The organism is Stenotrophomonas sp. 82F1 (assembly GCF_056861525.1).
Window position 1 is genome coordinate 115,710 of the sequence record NZ_JBSPUD010000003.1, and the last position, 21,329, is coordinate 137,038.

Sequence of the window (21,329 nt, forward strand, 5' to 3'; positions counted from 1 at the left end):
CGGCCGAGGGTCTTGCTCAAGGATGCTCCGTGGCAGTCACTCCCCATAGACGCGAGAAGCTGCTCGATGACCTGCTCTCGCTGGGCCGCAACTGGGCGTTGGCCATCGCCATCGCCGGTGCCGGCGCGGCGGTGCACTACAACGAATCGGTCTACGAGGCTGGGCTCTGGCGTGGGCTGCTGCCAACGCTGTGCTTCCTCGTCAGCGTGGTCTGGATCGTGCTGAGCATCATCCGCTTCGACCTGACGCTGCAACAGCATTTCGAACGCAAGCGCTCACGCTGGCTCAGCCGCCTGCTGTATGTGGTGCTGCTGGGTGCTGGCATCACCGCGGTGTTCTTCGTGATGGAACTGGCCGGGAACAACCATATCGCCAAGATGTGCGACTCCGTGGCGAACGAGCCTGGCAGTCGCATCCATCGCTCGGAGGAGTGCCAGCGGCTGTTCAAGCACCGCGCCGAATACCGGCGTCGCCTGGAAGCGGCGGACGGCGAGTTCGACTGAGGCGACCGCGCTGCGCGCGCGGTAACCACGTTGCAGGCTGACAAACACGCGGCGTAGATCCGCCTTGCTGCAGAGTTGCGCACGCCAGCTCCCCACGCGCGACACAACCCTCATGCACCGCCAGATTTCCCCCACCTGCCACGATGCGATTGCCCTGCGGGCCGGCGCGCTGGGCAGCGTGCTGGGCGTGGCGCTGTTCAAGGCCTTTGCCTTGTCTGCCGCAGCGGCCGGCTCGATGATGACGGTCGGGCTGTGGTTGCTGGGATGTGTGCTGCTGGCGGCCTGGGCGCTGGCGGCCTGCCTGACCTGCCTGGCCCTGAGTCGGCGCGTGTTCGTGTTGATGCTCGTGCTGTCGACGGTGTTCCTGATCTGCATTGCCTGAGCGGCAGCGGCAGCTTCCGAGCATTCCCACACTTGTCATTCAATAACAAGTGCTGCCAGTCGGATTGCGCGTGCGCCGGGTCACGGATTGAATTCGATGGCCAGACCAGCCCCTTCCCGAGACCCCCATGCGCCTCCTGCAGCCCCTGTTCCGCTCCGCCCTCGGTGTTCTTGCACTCGCCTCGGTCAGCGCCTGTGCCACCTATGATGATTCGGCCATGCATGCCGCCTGCCAGGAGTCGCCGCATGTGAAGGACCTGCCGCCGGAGGTTGCCGCCCGCGAAAGCCGATGCAGCAAGAGCGTTGAGGTCTGGTCGAGCGAGCGCAAAGGCAGCGACCAGCCGCTGGACCTGAGCGGGAAGAAGAAGGAGCTCTGAAAGAGGGCGGCGCAGCCCTGTGCGGGCTGCGCCGGGACTCAGGCAATCGCTTCCCTGCCAACGGGGCACCCCCATTGCCGTACGGCCTGCGCCAGTCCCGTCGCATCGGCGCCATCACTGGCCCAGGCGACAATGCCGTCCGGACGAACCAGCAGCGCGGACAGGCCCAGCGAATCCACAGCCGGCTGCGCGATGGACAGGATGCGGGCTCGTTCGACATCAACCGCCGCGGACAACGAGGCAGCAGCATCGAACACCAGCAGCACCGCCTGCCCTGCCCGCAGCAGCTCTCCCATGCGACGACCATCGGCAAGCAGGAAATCCGGTGTGCTGCGGCCCACCAGCGGATGGGGCTGACCCAGATCCAGCTGCTGGCCCACACCCCATACGCGCTCGGCAAGATACGTGGCGCCATCACGTGTTTCTGCCAGATCGGCCACGATGGCAGCCAGTGCACGCGAGCCCGCACTTGGGCGCATCAGTGCGACCTGCGCGCGCGACCACTCCAGCACGCGGGCGCCGATCGGATGGCGTTCGGCCTGATAGGTATCCAACAGCGCTTCATCTGCGTCGCCGCGCACGACGGCGGCGAGCTTCCAGCCAAGATTCATCGCATCCCCCAGGCCCAGGTTCAGCCCCTGCCCGCCCAGCGGTGAATGCACATGCGCGGCATCGCCGGCCAACAGCACGCGGCCACGACGATAGGCGGTGGCCTGCCGTGCGCCATCGGTCCAGGTGGTGGCCAGGTGCAGTGTGGTGATCGTTGCGTCGCGGCCGGAGATACGGCGCAGCAGCGCCTGCGCCGTATCGCGGTCGAGTGGCTGGCGATGGCCTGCGCCGCCGTCGAAATCGGCCAGGGCGATGGTGCCCGGCGGATTGAAATTGCACATGCCCTGCGCGGTGGTGTGACGCCCCGGGATGAGTACCGCCGGATCTTCCAGCTCAACGCTGAGCGAGTGGCCGGTGAACTCCGGATCGGTTCCGCCGAAGGCAAAGCCGCACTGCTTGCGCACGGTGCTGCGGCCACCATCGCAGCCGACCAGCCAGCGCCCGCGAAAGGACTGCCCGCCTGCCTCGACCTGGACCTGATCGGTACCCGAGCGCACGTCCTGCACGCCCGCACCACGCAGGATCAGCACGCCCAGCGCCTGTGCGCGCTCGGCCAGCACGGCCTCCAGCGCCTGCAGCTCCACCGCCATCTGCGTGCCGACCGGGGTGGGCAGGCGCCAAGGCCAGCGACCGCTGTCGACGTTGTCCAACGCGAACGGGATACCAGCGAAGTGCCCACCCAGCCTGCGCGGCTGCGACAACCAATGCGCGGTGCCGGGCGGCGGCGGGCCTTTCTCCGGCTTCAGCACCTGGCCCGCAGCGACGACATCCAGCAGGCCGCGCCGGTCGAGCGCCTCCAGTGTGGGGGCATTCAATCCACGCAGGCCGAACGGCAGGCGCTTCAGCGGCGACTCCGGCGAGGCCGCCTGCTCCAGCACCAGCACCGAGCATCCCGCCTGGCCCAGTTCGCAGGCCAGCAACAGCCCAACCGGGCCAGCCCCGGCAATGACGACGTCGTACCGCATTGGAAATCCTCGTGAGCACCGGGTCGGCGCTCTGGCGGTGACAATGTTACACTCGGTGTACGTTTCCACAAGTGAACCACCCATGACCCCGCCGCCCGGCCGCCGTGAACAACGTAAAGCCGAGACCCGACAGGCGATTTCCGACGTCGCCACCCGGCTGATCATCGAGCGCGGCTTCGAGGCAGTGTCGATGAGCGAGATCGCCGACGCCGCCGGGGTGTCGCGCAAGACGGTGTTCAACTACTTCGCCAGCAAGGAACAGCTGGTGTTCGACCGCGATGAGGAAGCGCGACAGCTGCTGCGTGACGGCATGGCCGCGCGCGCATCCATGACGCCGCTGGCCGCCTTCCAGGCGCTGGTGCGGGAACTGCTGGACACCGGCCATCCGTTGCTGCGGATCAATGCCGGTGCAGCGTCGTTCTGGAAAACCGTGGCGCAGAGCGCGGTATTGGTGGCCCATGCGCGGCAGCTGCAGGCGCTGCTGACCGATGACCTGGCACAGTTGATGGCTGAGTCTGCGGGGCGACCCGTCGAGGATGCCGACGCGCGACTGGGTGCATCGATGCTGATGGCGTCGATGGTGACCGCCTACGAACAGGGACTGCGCGTGCTGTCGGACGGCGGCGATCCGCGGCAGGCGATGGTGCCGCTGATCGTGCGCGGCGCCACGGGGACGCTGGTGGCACTGGCCGGTACGCCCTATACGGACCCGTCCTCGTGTCCATAGCGCAATCGGGGGATGGGTACCGGGTCGTCGCAAATGCTAATCTTTCTCATTTGCAGCCACATCGACAACGCCCATGCCCCATCTCCTGCCCCGCCAGAGCATTCTGTGCCTCACCACGACACTGGCCTTCGCTGCTACAGGCTATGCCGCCGACGCTCCGTGGAGGAGCGTGCAGGAGCTGGACAAGGTGGAGGTGCGCGGGCGCGCTCAGACGCTGTACCAGGTAGATGATGCCGCTGTCGGCACCCGTACCGATACCCCGCTGGAACTCGTGCCGCAGTCCATCCAGGTGCTGCCGCGCGAGCTGATCGACGACCAGGCCGCACGCCAGGTGACCGATCTCTATCGCAGCATCAGCGGCATCAGCTACTTCAGCTATGCCGGGGTGACCCTGCGTGGGTTCCGTCAGGAGAACGTGCTGTATGACGGCCTCCGCGGCGATCCCTATGCGGGCTTCTCGGTACCGCAGTTGTTCAACATCGAGCGGGTGGAGGTGCTGAAGGGGCCGGCCGGCGCGTTGTACGGTGGTGGCGACGCTGGCGGCGTCATCAACTATGTGACCCGCAAGCCGAAGGCCACTGCCGAACGCCGCGTTGAACTGCAGGTGGGAAACAGGGATTTCCGCGCCGGCTCGATCGAAGGTACCGGGCCGTTGAACGCAGCCGGCACGGTGCGCTACCGCGCCGGCCTGTATGGCGACAACGAGCAGGGCGTGCGCTGGAACACCGACAGTGAAAGCGTGATCGGCGATGCCTCGCTGGCCTTCGATGTGGGCGACACCGGCGAGCTGGTGCTGCAGTTCACCGACATTGCCCAGAATCTGGGCGGTAACCGCCTGCGCGGTGTGCCGGTCGACGACAAGGGCAATTTCCTGACCGACCGCCGCTGGAACCACAACGAGGACAGCGATTTCCTGGACATGCGGGCCAAGGTTGCGCTGGCGCAGTACCGCTTCGCGCCGCGCGACGACCTGGACGTGGACGTCGCCGCACGCTGGTTCAGCAACAACGAGCACCAGATGTATCACGAGCCGATGGGCCTGATCGACCGCGACCGCGATGGCGTGGCCGAATGGATGACCCGCCAGCTGCGCAACCAGATCCGCGACAACGAGGCGTTCACCGCCAACGCCAACGCGGTGTGGCGGGCAAGCACCGGTGCGATCGAACACAAGGTGCTGTTCGGCGCGGACGTATACCAGCTGGATGCGGAATTCACCGCGCAGACGGCCAACAGCGCCGACCTCGCCCGCGGCGCCGGCCCGGTGCGCGGCATCGATCTGTTCAACCCGGTGTACGGCGCCAGTACCTGGCACGACTACAACCTGTCTGCGCTGCCCTGGCGCAGCACCAGCACACGCAGCAAGCGCTATGGCGGGTATCTGCAGGATGAGCTTGCCTTGACCCCGCGCTGGCACGTGCTGGCCGGCCTGCGCTGGGATGGGTTCAAGGATGACGACCGCATCGCCGGTAGCAGCGTGGACGGCAACGACATCAGCTGGCGGCTGGGTAGTACCTTCACCGTGCGCGATGGTCTGCACCTGTATGCCAACGTGGCCAGCGGCTTCGTACCGCAGTCAGCAGCAAACCAGAACTCCGCGGCAGGTGGACCGTTCGATGCAGAGCGCAGCAGGCAATGGGAAGTGGGCATGAAATCGCTGCTGGCCGAACGCGCGAGCCTGAACCTGGCGGCCTACCGCATCGACCGCAGCAACATCGTGCAGGCCACTGGCGAGGTCATCAATGGCGTGAACCAGCTGGCGGCGTTGGGCTTGGTGCGCAGCACCGGCATGGAACTGGATCTTCTGGCCGACGTGACCGAGCGCTGGGTGCTGAACCTGACCTACGCCTACAACGATGCGCGGGTGAAAGACGCGGGGCCCAACGGCATCACCAATGCCTCTGGCGACCGCTTCGCCAATGCACCGCGCAACAAGCTGGGCGTGTGGACACGCTACGATCTGCCCGCGATCCGTTCGGCCGTCGGCTTTGGTGCCGACTACGTGGATGAGCGCATCAGCCTGGATGGCCAACGGGTGAAGCCCTACACGGTGTTCGATATGAGCTGGAAAACCACGTGGAAGCAGTGGCAGTTCCAGGCCAACATCAAGAACCTGTTCGACAAGGTGTACGCGGCCAGCGGCTTCATCGAGCGCAACGGCCATTTCCCGGGCGAGCCGCGCCGGGTGTATGTGCAGGCTGGCTACAGCTTCTAGTTCTAGGCCAGCGCCTTTGAGCAACGCGCCAGGGAGGTGCAATGGCCACCTCCCCGGCCGGCATCAGCCCGAGCAGGACACCAGCATCGAACGCGTGGCCATCTGCGTGGAGGTGAAGCCGTTCTTGTTGCCCACCGCAATGGCGTTGCCCTCATCGCCATCCTTGCTGAAGACCACGTAGCCACCCGGGCACATCTGCCCGGCCTTCTCGTAGCACCCGCTCCAGGAGCTGGAGCCACTGCAGTCGATGGAAACGCCACGGCGGCCGTCGGGGGTGACGGTCATCTTGGCGGTGGTGCAACCGGTGAGCGTGGCGAGGAACAGCAGCGGAACAAACAACTTCATGGTGACTCCAGGGGATGGGAACTGCGAAGGGCGCCAAGGCTGGAGCGCCTGGATTGCGTGAACCTTGCGCCTGCCTCTCGGCTTCACCTCATCCTCCTGGCCTTCCGGCAGATACGGAGGCACGCCATGTTCACGCAATGTTCCTGTAATACGGTGCCGGCGCGTGCCGAACCGCCCTCTGTGGCCCCTCCCTGCCCCAAGCCCTGCTGATGCACATCCTGCTGATCGAAGACGAAGCCGAACTGGCCGCCACCCTCAAGTCTGCCCTGCAGCGTGAGCGCTATGTAGTGGACCTGGCCAACACGCTGGCATTGGCCCGGGAGGCGGCTCTGTGCGGGCTGCACGATCTGGTGCTGTTGGACCGGACCCTGCCCGATGGCGATGGCCTGGCGTTGATTTCCCTGCTGCGCGAGCACAATCCCGGGGTGCCGATCATCGTGCTGAGCGCGCTGGGCCAGTTGCCGGACCGGATTGCCGGTCTGGATGAAGGGGCCGATGACTACCTTGCCAAACCCTTCGCGCTGGAGGAACTGTTCGCACGGATCCGGGCGGCAGGCCGTCGCCCAAGCGGATTGCAGGTGGAGTCCATCAGCATCGGCCGATTGGTGTTCGACCCCACCTCGGGCGAGGCCAGTGTGGGCGGCCAGCGGCTGGAGCTGCCGCGGCGCGAGATCCGGGTGCTGGCCGCCCTCGCTCGACGCCTGGGCCGCACCGTGCTGCGCGAATCCATCGAGATGGCGGTGTATGGCTTCGACGACGGCATCCATTCCAACACGCTGGATTCGCACGTCTCGCGCCTGCGCCGCAAGCTGGCCGATGCCGATGCCGGTGTGGAGATCCACGCCATTCGCGGGGTTGGCTATCTGATGCGGGAAAGCAAGTGATGGCGCGTCGCCCGTCGTTGAAGCGCCCGCTGATCGTCAAGACACTGATCTACCAGCTGCTGGCCTTGCTGGTGGCCTTCTTCGCCCTGTTGATGGTGCTGGTTCGTGCCGACAGCGGTGGCTACTACACCATCCAGACCTTCGCGCCAGTAGCCGCCGAGGCAGTGCACCGCGACCGCAATGGTGAACTGTACGTGCAGCACACGCCGGAGCTGGCCGAACTGCTGAAGATCGTCCCCGGTGCGTGGTTCATCGCCGAGGACGAGCATGGGCACCATGTCACCTTCGGCCATGTGCCACCGGCCTATGCCTCGCTGGTCGGCGCCCTCGATGGCATCCCCTATGGCGACCTGCGCGGGCGTGATCGCAGCGATGGCCTGGCGGTGGTGGTACGGCAGCACAGTGGGCCGGCCGGCAAGCTGACCATCATGGCCCATGGCGAAACCGATTCGCTGACCATGCAGATGGCGTTGGCCGCGCACATCATCACCCTGCCGATCTTCCTGCTGCTGGCGCTGGCTACCATCATCCTGACCCCGATCATCGTGCGCCGGGCACTGGCCGGTGTCGAACGCATCGCGCAGGAAGCCGGCAACATTTCGGCCAGCCGTCGCGGCATCCGCCTGACCGAAACCGCCGTGCCAGTGGAGATCGCGCCGCTGGTGACAGCCGTCAACGACGCATTGGGCCGGCTGGATGAAGGACACGAGCGGCAGCGCCGATTCATCGCCGCAGCGGCGCACGAACTACGCACGCCGATCGCGATCCTGCGGCTTAAGATCGACACCGCAGACGATTCGACCTCGCGCAGTCTGGCTGTGGAAGTCGCGCGGCTGGCGACGCTGGCCGAGCAGCTGCTGGACCTTCACCGCATGGAAGAGGACGGCCCGAAGGAAACCCTCAACCTGGCCCGGGTGGCCAAACGGGTGGCGGCCGATCTTGCGCCGCTGCTGATCCAGTCGGACAAGACCGTGGCAGTGGCGGTGGAGCCACATTTCCCGGTGCTGGGTGAGGCCGGCGCGGTCGAGCGGGTGATCTCCAACCTGGTGCTGAATGCCGCCGAGCATGGTGGTCGCCATATCATCGTGCGGGTGCAGGGCAGCTGCCTGGAAGTGGAAGACGATGGCCCCGGCATTCCGGTCGACCAGCGCGAACGCGTGTTCGAGCCGTTCCAGCGGCTGCGGCCTCGTCAGACCGGCGCAGGCCTGGGACTGAATCTGGTGCGGCAGGTGATCAACCGTCACGGCGGCCACGTCACGATTCTGGATGCTCCCGGCGGTGGCGCATTGATCCGCGTGGAATTCCCGCTGCATCCGGGCGTCGCCGCTGCGTCACCGTAGGACACTGAAGACGTCCCCACATCCGTGACTGCCGCCTGTCCACGCGCAGCAGATGGCAATGGCAGGCAAGGTTGCGGCAATGTTTGCTGCGCAGCATCGAACCGATGGCATCTGCGGTGCCATCGCGTTCCGCCCTGACAGGAAGCCTGCGCGTGACCGAAGGAACTCCTCCCCCCTCCTCTGCTGCCCGAACCCATGCGACACCGGCTGCATCCGGCTTGACGGCAGCGGCGTGGAATCGAGGCCCGCGCACCGCTCGTGCGCGCGGGTTGCCGCATTGGCCGCAGTGGCTGCGTGCGATACCCGAGACCACGCGTCCGGACGTTCTCATGCGTCTATTTGCCGCGCTGTTCCTGTTGCTGCCTGGCAGCGCGATGGTGATTTCCACGCACCGCCATGCATTCGTGTCCATGACCAGCGCTGTGCTGTCCTTCATCGTCGTGCATGGCGCGCTGCACGCGCTGTCCGCATGGCGATCAACATCATCGCGACCAATCCCGGCTCATCTGCACAACATCGATAAGCATGCCGCCTGGATGATGTTGGCAAGTGCGTCGGCACCTGCGGTGGTACAAGGCGTGCACCCGCACTCCACCAGCACACTCGCTGTCACGGGGCTGGCGGTGGGTGCGCTATGCCAGGTCTGCAGCGTGTGCATGACGTCCGAGCGCCTGCGCAGCACGCTGCTGGTGCTGGCCAGCGCGCTGCAGTTCATCGCCGTGGCGCTGCTCAGTGCCAAGGCTGCGGGCTGAAATCCACGGCAGCGCCGCAAGGTTCACGCAACCCAACGCATCGAGACTCGACGGCCATCCACGCCCGCATCCGGCGCGTGCATCTCTTTCGCCGCGAGGACCACCGATGACCGCCCTCTTCTGGATGCTGTGCCGATGAGCACTGCACCGCGCAGACACCGCCGATTGCTGATGATTGCTGGCGCCATATCGTGCGCCGCCATTGCCGCCTGGCTGTGGCTGCGACCCACGCCACCGCCAGCGCTGCAGCTCGCGCCGGTTGTGCGTGGGAACATCGAACAGGTGGTGGAAGCCACCGGCACCCTGAAGCCTTCGCGACTGGTGAGCGTGGGTGCGCAGGTCTCCGGTCGTATCGAAACACTGCACGTAAAGCTGGGCGACAAGGTGAAGGCAGGCGATCCGATTGCTGACATCGATTCGCGTACCCAACGCAATGCACTGCTGAGTTCGCAGGCGGCGCAACGCACCGCACGCGCCAACCGCGATGCACTGGCCACCGATCTACGCCAGTTCGAACTGACCCTGCAGCGGCAGCAACAGCTGGTCGCATCGCAGCTGGTCGCGCGTGCCGACTTCGACGCTGCAAAGGCCAAGGTGGACGCGACCCGCGAACAGATCACCGCACTGGACGGTGAGATCGTGCAGCGGCAGACCGACGTGGACATCGCGCAGACCAACCTGGAATACACCCGCATCACCGCCCCCACCGATGGCACGGTACTGGCGGTCGTCGCCCGCGAAGGACAGACGGTGAACGCGGTACAGAGCGCACCGACCATCGTCATGCTGGGCAACCAGGACGTGATGACCGTCTATGCCGAGATCTCCGAGGCCGATGTCGTGCACACCACGATCGGCCAGGAGGCCTTCTTCACCATCCTGGGCGATGCAGGCCGCCGCTACAGCAGCACCCTGCGCGACATCGCGCCGGCGCCCGAATCAATCACCAACGAAGATACGTCCAGCCTCGCGTCACCCGCACTGTCCGCTGGCAGCCGCACCGCCATGTACTACAACGGCCAGTTCGACGTGGACAACACCGACGGACGCCTGCGCAGCTACATGACCGCACAGGTGCGCATCGTGCTGGGCCGCGCCCACAACGTGCTGACCATCCCCTCCGCTGCGCTGGGCGCGCGGGCGGGCGACGGCAGCTACACCGTGCAGGTGCGTGCTGCAGACGGGCGCGCCGTGGCGCGGCGTATCACCATCGGGCTGGATGACCAGATCCAGGCGCAGGTGCGCAGCGGCTTGAAGGAAGGCGAGCAGGTGGTGCTGGCGCAGGCCAGCGACGACGCGGCCACCGCGCCCGCGCAGCCCCGATGAGTGCAACGAAGAGCGAGCCACTGCTGAGCGTACGCGGGGTGCGCCGTGAATTCGCCGCCGGTGAACAGACCCTGGTGGTACTGGACGGCGTGGACCTGGACATCCGCGCCGGTGAACTGGTCGCCATCGTGGGCCAGTCGGGCTCGGGCAAGTCCACGCTGATGAACATCCTCGGCTGCCTGGATCGGCCCTCTGCCGGTACCTACCAGATCGACGGGCGCGAAACCGCGCAGATGTCGCCCGACGAGCTGGCCGAACTGCGCCGCGAGCACTTCGGCTTCATCTTCCAGCGCTACCATCTGCTGACCGACCTGACCGCGCTGTCCAATGTCGAAGTGCCCGCGATCTATGCCGGCATGGCCGCCGCTGAGCGCCACGCACGGGCCGCTGGACTGCTGGCGCGGCTGGGCCTGGGTGGACGCATGCAGCATCTGCCCGGCGAGCTGTCCGGTGGCCAGCAGCAGCGCGTGTCGATTGCCCGCGCACTGATGAATGGCGGTGCGGTGATCTTTGCCGACGAACCTACCGGTGCGCTGGATACACAGTCGGGCAAGGAAGTGATGAAGATCCTCGATGAGCTGCATGCCGAAGGCCACACGGTGGTGCTGGTGACCCACGACATGGCCGTGGCCGAGCACGCCCAGCGCATCATCGAGATACGCGATGGGCGGATTGTCGATGATCGTGCCACGGCTACTGCGTCGGCAGCGGGTGCGGCGCCGACCGCGCTGCCGCAACGCAGCGATGGCGGCGGCTGGCAGGCCGTGCGTGATCGCTTCGCCGAAGCCTTCCGCATGGCCCTGCGCGCCATGAACGCACATCGCATGCGTACCTTCCTGACCATGCTTGGCATCATCATCGGCATTGCCTCGGTGGTGTCGGTGGTCGCGCTGGGTACGGGTGCGCGCCAGGCCATCCTGTCCAACATCTCCTCACTGGGCACCAGCACCATCGAGATCTATCCCGGCTCGGGCTTTGGCGATCTGCACGCAGCGCGGGTGGAGACGCTCACGCCGGGCGACAGCGTGGCCCTGGCTGGGCAACCCTTCGTGGACAGCGCCACCCCTGGCGTCGCCACCACCGGTACCGCCCTGCGCGGCAACCGCTCGGCGAATGTGCAGATACAGGGCGTCAGTGAACAGTACTTCCGCGTGCACGGATTGAAGCTGGGTGAAGGCATCTTCTTCGGCGCACCGGGCGTGGCGGGCTACCAGCAGGTGGCGATCATCGATGCCAACACGCGCGCGCGCTTCTTCGCCGCAGCCGAGAACCCCATCGGACAGACCCTGCTGCTGGGCAACGTACCGGTGCGCGTGGTGGGTGTAGTGAAGAAGGATGCCGGTGCGGCCGGCGACACATCGCTGCTACGGGTGTGGATGCCCTACACCACGGCGATGGCGCGGATGCTGGGGCAGAGCCATGTGTCCAGCATCACCGTGCGCGTATCCGATGCGATCAGTATGGACGCGGCCGAGGAGGCCATTGCGCGGTTGCTGACGCGCCGTCATGGCAGCGCCGATTTTTACATGAGCAACAACGCGCAGATCCGCCAGTCGATCGAACAGACCACCGGCATCCTCACCATGATGATCAGCTCCATTGCCGCCATCGCGCTGGTGGTGGGCGGTATCGGAGTGATGAACATCATGCTGGTATCGGTGACCGAGCGCACCCGTGAGATCGGTGTGCGCATGGCCGTGGGTGCGCGCCGCAGCGACATCCTGCAGCAGTTCCTGATCGAGTCGGTGCTGGTGTGCCTGCTTGGTGGTGTGCTTGGCGTTGGTGTTGCGTTGCTGCTGGGCGCGGTGCTGGCACTGGCGGACGTAGGCTTCAGCCTGGTGTTCTCGGCCAGCTCGATCATTGCGGCATTCGCGTGCTCCAGCCTGATCGGTATCGGATTCGGCTTCCTTCCTGCACGTCGCGCGGCGCAGCTGGATCCGGTGGAAGCGCTGGTCCGGTAGTCGTGGCAATTGCCTGCGATGACGGCAGGTTCGCGCAATGTCTGCGGTGTGTACTGCAGCTACCGACGATGTCCGCACAGGAGCTGGACGATGTTTCTGAAAACAGGAAGGACTGCGCTGCTGCTTGCAGCCGCCGCACAACTGCTGGTGCTGATGCCCTACTCCGGCGACGCCCATGCCCAGCGTGGCGACCGCTACAACCCGCAGTGGAACCAGGACTATCGCGACCGCGAACGCGATGACTGGCAGCGCCGCGAACGTGAGCGGGAGCGTGATCGCGAACGTGAGCGGCGCCACGACGCCAAGACCACAGGCGTAGTGGTGGGCGTAGTGGGTGCGGCCGTGGTGGCTGGCGTGATCGCTGCTGCCGCCAAACGCGAACGCGAAACCCGCGAGCGTGCCGACTACTGCATGAACCGCTACGGCAACTACGACCGCCGTACCGACAGCTATCGCGATCGTAATGGCTACACCTACCCCTGCCGCTGATCCCCCCCTCATTCACGGACAACATGCATATGAACAAGAACATCCTGCTGGTCGCGCTGTGCGCTGCCCCGCTGCTTGCACAGGCCGCTCCCGCCGACCCGAAACAGGCCTATATCGATTCCACGTTCACCGCGATGGACAGCAACAAAGATGGCCGCGTCGACAAGGCCGAATTCAGCGCTTATCAGCAGACGCGCTTCAGCAAGCAGGCAGACTCGATCGATGCCGCGTTCGCTGCGATGGACCAGAACAAGGACGGGAAGATCAGCAAGGAAGAAGCGACCGTGGTGCCGGAAATTGCGAAGTACTTCACGGGGCTGGATACCGATGGTGACGGCTATCTGTCACTGAAGGAGATGCAGCAGGCGATGGTGGCGGCGCAGACAGCGGACGCACCCGGCAAGTGACCGGTGCGGGGCAATGGGACCCCCCCATTGCTCCGCCCTGCTGCGCACTACGCCATGCGCATCTGCGGATGCTCGCGCACCTGGTTGTCCAGTTCCTGCTGCTGGCGTTGCGCCACGGCCTGCTGCCGTTCCGCGCTGGCCAGCTCCAGTCGCTGCAACGACTGCTCCACCGGCGTCTGCACCGCCACATCGGTGGGCATGGAAGCCCTCAGGTGCGCCGGGTCGTTGATATCACCCTGCACCACGAACACGTTGCGGCCAGCAGGGTTGTCCGCCGTCTGCGCGCTGAGCAGCACATGGTCGGCACGGTCCAGGTTGTTCTGACGGGCAAGGGCCATCACGCTGGCGGTCAGTCGCTCACTGCTTTCATCCGGAGTCCGGCCTGCTTTTGCGTCGATGCCGGCGACATGCCCGCTGACCTGCTGCAACAGACCGTAATCGACGTGGCCCGGTCCGATATCTGCCAGACGCGTCGCGCCGCGCTGGAGGCCGGGCTCGCCGTCAACCGACGCAGTAAGCGGGCTGCGTGTGATGGTTCGATACGGGTCTTCCGGGTGGAACTGGGTGGCCTTCTGCTGCCGCTCCAGGCGGACTTCCCGCGCATCGTTGAGTTCAGCGATGCGGGTCGGATTGGTGATCTCGCGCAGCGAACTGTGGCCGCCGCCGGAGGTGACACTGGCCCACTTGCCGTCCTTTTCAAAGTACAGCGCGTAGTCGTTGAGGCCGCCGATGACGTTGGGATCGACCGAAGAGCGGCCGCCCAGTGCCTGGGTGACTTCATGGAACGCCAGCGTGCCGAGGTACTGGCTTCCCTTGCTCAACCCCATCTGGGTGAACGCATCGCGGCTGGTACTTCCCACCCGCGGAAGCCCTACGCCATCGTTGTCGAGCATGTTGGTCCAGATCTGCTCCAGCTTCTGCGGGCCACTCTTTTCCAGAGCGGCCTGGAGGAGCACGCGGGGTGTCCAGCAGTTGGGATCGAGACGATGCTGCTCGAACGCACGGTCGTGCGCGGTCATCACATCCTTGCCGGGCAGGTTCAAGGCAAGTTCCGGGCGCTGCTGCTGCGACCAGTATTGCCGCAACACGAGGTCCTGCTTGAGCAGACTCTGTCCGAACGCCTCCCATTGCCGTTCACTCAACACCGCATTGGGGAAGCGTGAACCATCGTCGTGCTGCGTCCGTGCATGTTCCTGTGCGTAGCTGTTTGCCACCCGCCCAGGCAGGCTGTCGTTGCGCACAACGCCCAACGCCAGCGTTCCATACCCGTCTGCACCTGGCAGTTGCGATAGATAGTTCCAGTAGAGCTCCCGATTGCCCGAATCCGCATAGGCAGTGAGGATCCTGATGTCCTTCTGGGTCAGTCCACCCATGACTTACTCCTTGACGTGTCTTCAGATCACCTGGCCTTGGTGCGTACCAGGACATCACGTACCGCATCTTCCATGCGCTTCCAGTCCTTCAAGAACACCCGCTTGTAGTTCAAGGTGATCGAAAGCTTGTTCTCGACATCCACGAAATAGTGCGTACACCCCGCCGCGACCGGGTCTTCCAGGTCGACGACCTGATCGCCTTCCAGGCGCACGCCATCACCCCGGAATCGGGTGGTTTCGCACTTCACGAACGTTGTGAGCTGACCAGCGTCATCACGCGCAACGTACCAGTCATCCTCATAGGCCGGGTTGCGAACAGGAGGCTTGCCGTAGCGTGCTTCGTAGTCCTTCGAGTAGCGTGCCATCTTCTCTTCATCGATGGCATACGGGATCAGTCCCAGTGTCGGTGACCGGGCAATACGCAGGTCCAGGCGTGCCCGTGGATCACCTCGCTCCACCGATCCCTCCTCGGTGAGGGCCTCGTTGGACGACAGTCGGGCAAGCGACGTTTCGATTGGAATCCTGTCGATGTAGTTCACCGCCACCGCGATCTCCTTGCGGAAATCATTCGTACGGGGATTGGCCCGGGCCCCCGGTGCGGTTGGCGTCATGTCCGGCCATTCAATGACCAGCGAAACGCCTTCACCCGGCCATGGCGCAATCTGGCTGTCCAGATAGTTGGCGGGGATACGGAAGGTATTTGGCCCCAACTTCACATCCACGGGCGCGTCGGTGTAGGTGTGGCCGTTTAGGGTGCGGCCGGTCTGCGTTGCGCCAGGCATGGCGTGATTCCTTTCGTGTTCGGTGGATGGCGGTCGTGCGCAGGCACTGGCGCTCACAGCGACGGCGATTGCGAGTGCCAGGCACCGGCCGGAGGACATCGAGGGCATCGGGCCATTCCATTGCGGGGTTTGGACCCACTATAGGCAAAGGCCGATCAACGGGACAGGAACGTCATCACTACCTGCCCACGATCAGATTTTTCCTACGCACCTCCATCGTCGTGCCGGATGGTGCATTCAACGCCACTGCAGTTCGACGTGGCACTGCGGGCAGGAGTGGTAGGCAGATGCCGGGCGGACCGCGAGTGCACCCACAATGCCGATCAGTATCGACATGGCCAGCATCCCGGTGACGCCCATCAATACGAAACCAACTGCACCGCCAAGCAGCGCGAGAAGCGTGAATGTCCACCCGGAGCCAGACCAATGCCCGCGGCCATTGCGGATGGCCATCGGGCCGCGGTATCCGCAGGCAAGGCAGATTGTCGATGTTGTGCTGCCAGGCGGCGCTGGCCGCGAAGACAGCTTCATGCCCCACCTCGCCCTATGATGCTACAAATAATGTAGCATACGAAGTGTGGGTCGATTGCCATCCTGTAGACCGTTACAGGATGCGCCCAGGCGGGTAATGTCCCCCACACCTCTCCGCGACCAGTTCACCAAGCGCCTCAAAGAAGCGCGCTTGGCGATGGGCATTTCCCAGCGCGAGCTGGGCCGGCGCATTGGCTTGTCTGAGGATGTGGTGTCCAGCCGGGTGACACGCTACGAACAGGGCACGTCGGAGCCGGACTTTGCCACTGCCGGCAAGATGGCTGCCGAACTGGGCGTTCCTCTCGCCTATCTATTGGCCGATAGCGATGTACTGGCCAATGTCATTCTCGCCGCCGCCAGGATGCCGCACGCAGAACAGCGACGATTGGCGACTGAATTGAAAGAGCGCGCGAAGCGGTCGAGCGTCGCAGATCAAGCAGAAAGCGACAGCGAGTAGCACGACGCTTGAACCCCAGGCATGGGGACCACGTTGGAAGTCCCCACCCTTCCCGTTGCGGCGCACCTGTGAATCAAGGGTCGAGACAGCGCTCCACCTGCAGCGACAGCGCTTCTCAGGCATCAAACAGCCCATCGACCAGCGCCGCCGACGGATAGAAGCCCGGCTCGTCGTTCTCCCGGGCCACATGTGCGGCGTGCAACATGGCAGTGAGCGCGGTGATGCCCGAGGCGCTACGGGTCGCCAAGGCCAGATCGAATGCGCGGCCGGGTGTTAGGCGGAATTCGGTCCAGGGCGCGCCATCAGCACGGCGGCCTTTGCCGTGGCCTTGTAGGAACGTGAAGAAAGCCGAGGGCGGCACGGACTCGGCGGCATCGCTGAGTGCGTCTTCCATCTTTTCGGCGAGAGCATTGGGAAGATCGCGCACGGCATCGCCGAGCAGCGCGTGCAGACGGGGATAGTCGGGAAGCAGGTCAGGCATGGCGGCAACCTCACAGTGTGGCCACCTGCAGATGCAAGGTGGCGGACGGTGCGGGTTGGCGTGCCGGATACGTACCACTAAAGCCGGCGGATCGAGAGATCCCCACGCACCGTCCGCCATGGACTGGCCGACGGTGCATTGTCGTGATTGCAGTTTCGGCTGCAACACGCTCCGTAGTGATACGTAAGTTCGGGACGCCAATCCCGGCCAGGGCGGGTGCCTTGGCGGAGCCATGATTCGTGCGTCGTCCGGCGCTGAGAAGAGGCAGAAACAGCATTGTGTGCAGCCTGCGACAGCCGGGGCCTTCTGCGTACTGGAGCCGTGACGAAGCGCACGCACCGGAGCAGCCGACCGTCGCCCGCGGCATGGCCGATCACGACGATCGAATTGCCCGAAGCGCCGCCATCCTGCATATCGCGCCCCGTTGCATTTCGCGACAGGCCGCTACGGGCGCGCAGCCGGCATGGCCACGGTCACTACTGCCCCACCATGATGGGTGCCTTGCATTCACTGCGGAAGTTCGCCGCCTTGCGGTCCAGCGCTACGCGTAGTTGCGGAACCCGCGCCATCTTGCCGCGCATCGCTGACACGGGCAGCGCGCCCGCAAACTCGGACTGGGTCACGCCCAGCGGATCGGGACCACGACGGATGTTCCAGACAAGGGCATCCAAGTCCGTGCCAAATGCCAGCACCGTGTCCAGCGACAACAACGCTCGCCCATACAGGCTTCCATCCTGAAGGCGCGTCCAGTCCATGGTGTTGGTCAGGCTGGTGGAGTGGACCGAGAACCGTCTGGCCGGATCGGCGGAACGGTACAGATGAATCCACGTATGCCCTGGGTCTTTCAGTGGCTGGCCGATCTCCTTCGCGTTGAACCGGAACTCCATGCCCACAACCACGTCGCGCTCGGGAACGGCCTTCTGACGGGTCGCATCACGCGGCCAGTGGTAGGTCAGGTTCCAGCTGAACAAGGTACCGGTCCCGAAGGAGACCGGCTTCGATGTCCATTGATAGGTGTCGCGCGATTCCGTAGCCCCGGTGGCTCCATCCACATAGCGCACGGCGTCCCAGGTCCCGTCAGCCTCTTCCGCCCAGAGACCACACGCCAATGATGGGACGGCCGCCTGCGCGGCGGCGGGTAGTGCTGCGGCCAACAGCGCCACGGCCAACGCTCGGGTTCGGCGCGGGACATGCTGCATCAGCCTCGACATGGGAATCCTTCCTGGGTTGCATCCATTGAGCGGCGGCGAGTTCGAGTTGCGGGCCCCACGCTAACCCGGCGCAAGCCTGCATGCGCTCAGGCGGAGGCGGTACAGGCCACACGCGACACCAAGCCCGCTTATCATTGGCCCGTAAGGGCACTTTACGCCCAATGACGTATGCAAGGCAGTTTCCGGATGTCTATGGAATGGCGCCCCTCGGGCTGGGGCCAGCGTTTGACCCGTTCAGCACACTGGCTGCTGCGGTTGGAAGGCGAATACGTCGAGATTCGCATTGGCGGCAAGCACTACCGCCAGCACGTGGACAATGTTGCGCGGGTGCGGGTCATTCCGGGTCTGTTCTGGGCCCGGGTCGAGCTGCAGACTGAAGACGATCACACGGTGTCCGTCGATGGCCTGCCCAACCGCCAGGCCGCACAGCTTTCGGCCGCCGTGCAGCAGGTCCTGTTTACCTGCACGACCCGCGGTCGCAAAGCACTCTTTGCAGACATCCTCGCGCAGATCCACTGCTGGCTGGCCGAGGCAGACGCCCTGACCGACCGCGCCAGCGCCGACCGCCGCTGGATCACCCACGAACAGCAGCAAGCACTGCTGGCCGAGCGCCCCGCCCTGCCCCTGCAGCCGTCCGAGCTGCGGCAGCTGTTCCTCGATGACGCCGTACACGAAGACCTGCACGCACACAGCCACCGTGCCGCGCTGGATGCCCTGCACGACTGGGAACTGGATTGGCCGGCCGTCTGGGCCGAGGCCAACGCGACCATGGCAACGCGCGAGCTGGTGCTGGCCAGGAGCTTCCTGCACCAGGTGGAGAGCAAGCCGCTTACCGAAGAACAAGCCCGCGCGGTCATCTGTTTCGACAACCGCGTGCAGGTGGTCGCCTCAGCCGGCTCCGGCAAGACCTCCACGATGGTGGCCAAGGCTGCCTATGCCATCGACCGTGGCTTTGTGGCCCCCGAGCGCATCGTGATGCTTGCGTTCAACAAGGATGCCGCCAAAGAGCTGGAAGATCGGGCACAGCGATCCTTCGAGCGGCTGGGCATGGGCGATACCGTAGTGGAGGCGCGCACTTTCCATGCGCTTGGCCTGTCCATCATCGCCAAGGCGACGGGGCGCAAGCCCGATATTCCCGAATGGGCCGTCGAAGCAGCACTGGGCTTCAACAAGCTGGCCGAGCTGGTGGACGACCTGAAGGACCGCTCGACCCACTTCCGCACCCAGTGGGACATGTTCCGACTGGTATTCGGGCGCGACCTGCCGCCGCTGGGTACGCAGATGCTGGCCGATGGCTACGACCGAGATGGCACGCCCTATATCCGCACCCTGCAGGGTGAGCGGGTGAAGAGCCTGGAAGAGTGCGTGATTGCCGATTGGCTGTTCTACAACGGCGTGGCCTACGACTACGAGCGGCGCTACGAGTTCGATACCGCCACCGATACCCATCGCCAATATCGCCCGGACTTCTATTATCCGGACGCCGAGTTGTATCACGAGCACTTCGCGCTGGATGCCGACGGCCAGCCGCCGCAGCATTTCGACAACTACGCCGATGGCGTGCGCTGGAAACGCGAGCAGCATGCCGCACGCGGTACCGCGCTGGTCGAGACCACCTCGTTCGGGCTGCGCAGTGGCGAGGCCCTGCACCACCTATCGGAACGGCTGGGCGAATCACGCATCGAGCTGGACCCCAACCCGGACCGCGAACTACCCGATACCGGCGCCAAGCCGATGCCCGATGCCGATCTGATCGGGCTGATGCGCACTTTCATTGCGCACGCCAAGAGCAACTGCCTGAGCCTGGAAGACATGGCCGAGCGTCTGCGGCAGATGCCCGAAGATCAGTTCAAGGAGCGTTACCGGCGCTTCCTGGAAATCGCCGGGCCCGTGTTCCAGGCGTGGGATGACGCGCTGGCCGACGAGGGCAGCATCGACTTCGAAGACATGTTGAACATGGCCGCCGGGCTGCTGGAACAGGGCCACTATGAATCGCCCTACGAACTGGTGATGGCCGACGAATTCCAGGACGCCTCGCGCGCCCGCGCCCGCTTGTGCCGCGCTCTGGTCAACCGCCCGGGCCGCTATCTGTTTGCCGTAGGCGACGACTGGCAGTCGATCAACCGCTTCGCCGGCGCCGATGTCTCAGTGATGACCGGTTTCCGCGAATGGATGGGGCACGGCCAGGTGCTGAAACTGGAGCAGACTTTCCGCTGCCCACAGGCACTGTGCGATATCTCCAGCCGCTTCATCAGCCGCAATCCGGCGCAGATTGCCAAGACGGTTCGTTCTGCTGCGCCGGCAATGGGCCCGGTGCTGCAGGCGTTCCAGATGAACCGGCGTGAGGAGGTGCAGGATGGTGTTCGCCAGTACCTGTCCACGCTGCATCAGCAACTGCTGTCCGGCGCGGTTCCGCAGGGCCGCAACGGGCGCGTGACTGTCTTTGTTCTGGGGCGGTATCGCGCAGATCGCGGTGCAGTGCCTTCGGATTGGAAGACGGCCTTCGGCAGCACGATGGACGTCGAGTTCCTGACGGCGCACCGTTCAAAGGGGCGCGAGGCGGACTACGTGATCCTGCCGGGGATGGTGAATCGAGGCTTCCCGAGCCTACGATCGGATGATCCGGTGCTCTCTTTGGCGATGCCAGATGGCGATAGCCACCCGCTGAGCGAAGAACGGCGGTTGTTCTATGTGGCACTGACGCGCGCACGGCGCTCGGTTGTGATGTTCACCCTGCAGGGGAAGCACTCGCCGTTCCTGGATGAGCTGGTGAAGGACGGCGCGGTGGAAGTGACCGCGATTTCAGGCGCGGCCATCCACGAAGAGCGCTGCCCGGTGTGCAAGGTGGGCGTGTTTGTGGACCGAAATGGGCCGCATGGGGCGTTCAGGTCCTGCTCCAGTTATCCGTCGTGCCATAGCAAGCCGAAAGGTGGTTTTCGTGTGTAAGCGCATCCGGCCTCATCCACGCGTGCATGCACTTCTCAGGGGCGCATGCTGATCTGACGGTTCGATGGCGCGCAACTGCGGCGACAACGAAAAAGCCCCTGTTTCCAAGGGCTCTTTAAGACAACTGGCGGAGAGAGTGGGATTCGAACCCACGGAAGGTTTAACCCTTCGCCGGTTTTCAAGACCGGTGCCTTAAACCGCTCGGCCATCTCTCCGTATCGGCCCAGCCTGCTGGCCGGGCACGCATTCTCGCACGGCCGGGCGATT

At 65.0% G+C, this 21,329-nt stretch carries 21 protein-coding genes and 1 tRNA gene; 14 read left to right on the plus strand and 8 right to left on the minus strand.

All coding sequences use genetic code 11. The annotated features are described in order from the left end of the window. Positions 1–29: 29 nt before the first annotated feature. The 3 genes from AC13GI_RS04905 (at position 30) to AC13GI_RS04915 (ending at position 1,261) form a co-directional block, all read left to right on the plus strand. Positions 30–503 carry a hypothetical protein gene (locus AC13GI_RS04905; RefSeq protein ID WP_482995676.1) on the plus strand — a complete coding sequence of 158 codons (474 nt, stop codon included), beginning with the start codon at positions 30–32 and terminating at the stop codon, positions 501–503. A gap of 112 nt (positions 504–615) precedes the next feature. Further along, positions 616–885: a hypothetical protein gene (locus AC13GI_RS04910; protein ID WP_482995677.1), complete on the plus strand. Its 270-nt coding sequence runs from the start codon at positions 616–618 to the stop codon at positions 883–885. A gap of 127 nt (positions 886–1,012) precedes the next feature. After that, entirely contained in the window at positions 1,013–1,261 is a 249-nt protein-coding gene (locus AC13GI_RS04915; protein ID WP_482995678.1) for a hypothetical protein, read from the plus strand. A gap of 38 nt (positions 1,262–1,299) precedes the next feature. Here the strand turns inward: AC13GI_RS04915 and AC13GI_RS04920 are convergent, their stop codons facing one another. After that, the gene (locus AC13GI_RS04920) at positions 1,300–2,835 is read right to left on the minus strand and encodes an FAD-dependent monooxygenase (protein ID WP_482995679.1); all 1,536 of its coding nucleotides are present in this window, start codon (positions 2,833–2,835) and stop codon (positions 1,300–1,302) included. Between the two features lie 82 nt (positions 2,836–2,917). Here AC13GI_RS04920 and AC13GI_RS04925 point away from each other — a divergent pair, with 82 nt between their 5' ends. After that, the gene (locus AC13GI_RS04925) at positions 2,918–3,562 is read left to right on the plus strand and encodes a TetR/AcrR family transcriptional regulator (protein ID WP_099820673.1); all 645 of its coding nucleotides are present in this window, start codon (positions 2,918–2,920) and stop codon (positions 3,560–3,562) included. A gap of 73 nt (positions 3,563–3,635) precedes the next feature. Then, positions 3,636–5,777, plus strand: coding sequence for a TonB-dependent siderophore receptor (locus tag AC13GI_RS04930; protein ID WP_482995680.1), 2,142 nt, complete (start codon positions 3,636–3,638; stop codon positions 5,775–5,777). Positions 5,778–5,840: 63 nt separating this feature from the next. On the opposite strand, the gene AC13GI_RS04935 is transcribed toward AC13GI_RS04930, so the two are convergent. After that, positions 5,841–6,122, minus strand: a complete 282-nt coding sequence (locus AC13GI_RS04935; protein ID WP_033831436.1) for a hypothetical protein — start codon at positions 6,120–6,122, stop codon at positions 5,841–5,843. A gap of 209 nt (positions 6,123–6,331) precedes the next feature. On the opposite strand from AC13GI_RS04935, the gene AC13GI_RS04940 reads away from it, so the two are divergent. The 7 genes from AC13GI_RS04940 to AC13GI_RS04970 all read left to right on the plus strand — a co-directional run bounded on the left by AC13GI_RS04940 (position 6,332) and on the right by AC13GI_RS04970 (position 13,281). After that, complete coding sequence (locus tag AC13GI_RS04940; protein ID WP_482995681.1) at positions 6,332–7,006, plus strand: response regulator transcription factor; 675 nt, start codon at positions 6,332–6,334, stop codon at positions 7,004–7,006. After that, entirely contained in the window at positions 7,006–8,346 is a 1,341-nt protein-coding gene (locus AC13GI_RS04945) for a sensor histidine kinase (protein ID WP_482995682.1), read from the plus strand. Before AC13GI_RS04940 ends, AC13GI_RS04945 begins: the two co-directional genes overlap by 1 nt. Positions 8,347–8,675: 329 nt before the next feature. Continuing rightward, positions 8,676–9,098: a hypothetical protein gene (locus AC13GI_RS04950; RefSeq protein WP_482995683.1), complete on the plus strand. Its 423-nt coding sequence runs from the start codon at positions 8,676–8,678 to the stop codon at positions 9,096–9,098. Positions 9,099–9,233: 135 nt separating this feature from the next. Continuing rightward, entirely contained in the window at positions 9,234–10,424 is a 1,191-nt protein-coding gene (locus tag AC13GI_RS04955) for an efflux RND transporter periplasmic adaptor subunit (RefSeq protein ID WP_482995684.1), read from the plus strand. Then, a complete protein-coding gene (locus AC13GI_RS04960; protein ID WP_482995685.1) occupies positions 10,421–12,385 on the plus strand; it encodes a MacB family efflux pump subunit in 1,965 nt (654 codons plus the stop codon). Before AC13GI_RS04955 ends, AC13GI_RS04960 begins: the two co-directional genes overlap by 4 nt. A 90-nt stretch (positions 12,386–12,475) precedes the next feature. Further along, a complete protein-coding gene (locus tag AC13GI_RS04965) occupies positions 12,476–12,874 on the plus strand; it encodes a hypothetical protein (RefSeq protein ID WP_099820679.1) in 399 nt (132 codons plus the stop codon). Positions 12,875–12,903: 29 nt separating this feature from the next. Next, positions 12,904–13,281, plus strand: a complete 378-nt coding sequence (locus AC13GI_RS04970) for an EF-hand domain-containing protein (protein WP_482995686.1) — start codon at positions 12,904–12,906, stop codon at positions 13,279–13,281. 47 nt (positions 13,282–13,328) lie between these two features. Here AC13GI_RS04970 and AC13GI_RS04975 read toward each other — a convergent pair whose 3' ends face one another. The 3 genes from AC13GI_RS04975 to AC13GI_RS04985 form a co-directional block, all read right to left on the minus strand. Next, positions 13,329–14,654: a Smlt3024 family type IV secretion system effector gene (locus AC13GI_RS04975; RefSeq protein WP_482995687.1), complete on the minus strand. Its 1,326-nt coding sequence runs from the start codon at positions 14,652–14,654 to the stop codon at positions 13,329–13,331. A gap of 26 nt (positions 14,655–14,680) precedes the next feature. Next, the gene (locus AC13GI_RS04980; RefSeq protein WP_482995688.1) at positions 14,681–15,544 is read right to left on the minus strand and encodes a Smlt3025 familytype IV secretion system inhibitor; all 864 of its coding nucleotides are present in this window, start codon (positions 15,542–15,544) and stop codon (positions 14,681–14,683) included. A gap of 129 nt (positions 15,545–15,673) precedes the next feature. Next, positions 15,674–15,967: a hypothetical protein gene (locus AC13GI_RS04985; protein WP_482995689.1), complete on the minus strand. Its 294-nt coding sequence runs from the start codon at positions 15,965–15,967 to the stop codon at positions 15,674–15,676. A gap of 97 nt (positions 15,968–16,064) precedes the next feature. Between AC13GI_RS04985 and AC13GI_RS04990 the strand changes: the two genes are divergently transcribed. Then, positions 16,065–16,424, plus strand: coding sequence for a helix-turn-helix domain-containing protein (locus AC13GI_RS04990; protein WP_482995690.1), 360 nt, complete (start codon positions 16,065–16,067; stop codon positions 16,422–16,424). 115 nt (positions 16,425–16,539) lie between these two features. Here the strand turns inward: AC13GI_RS04990 and AC13GI_RS04995 are convergent, their stop codons facing one another. Both AC13GI_RS04995 and AC13GI_RS05000 read right to left on the minus strand, forming a co-directional pair. Beyond that, complete coding sequence (locus AC13GI_RS04995; protein ID WP_482995691.1) at positions 16,540–16,905, minus strand: hypothetical protein; 366 nt, start codon at positions 16,903–16,905, stop codon at positions 16,540–16,542. 476 nt (positions 16,906–17,381) lie between these two features. Beyond that, the gene (locus AC13GI_RS05000) at positions 17,382–18,116 is read right to left on the minus strand and encodes a hypothetical protein (protein ID WP_482995692.1); all 735 of its coding nucleotides are present in this window, start codon (positions 18,114–18,116) and stop codon (positions 17,382–17,384) included. 192 nt (positions 18,117–18,308) lie between these two features. On the opposite strand from AC13GI_RS05000, the gene AC13GI_RS05005 reads away from it, so the two are divergent. Further along, a complete protein-coding gene (locus tag AC13GI_RS05005; protein WP_482995807.1) occupies positions 18,309–21,062 on the plus strand; it encodes a UvrD-helicase domain-containing protein in 2,754 nt (917 codons plus the stop codon). Positions 21,063–21,187: 125 nt separating this feature from the next. On the opposite strand, the gene AC13GI_RS05010 is transcribed toward AC13GI_RS05005, so the two are convergent. After that, positions 21,188–21,277, minus strand: a tRNA-Ser gene (locus AC13GI_RS05010). Positions 21,278–21,329: the final 52 nt, after the last annotated feature.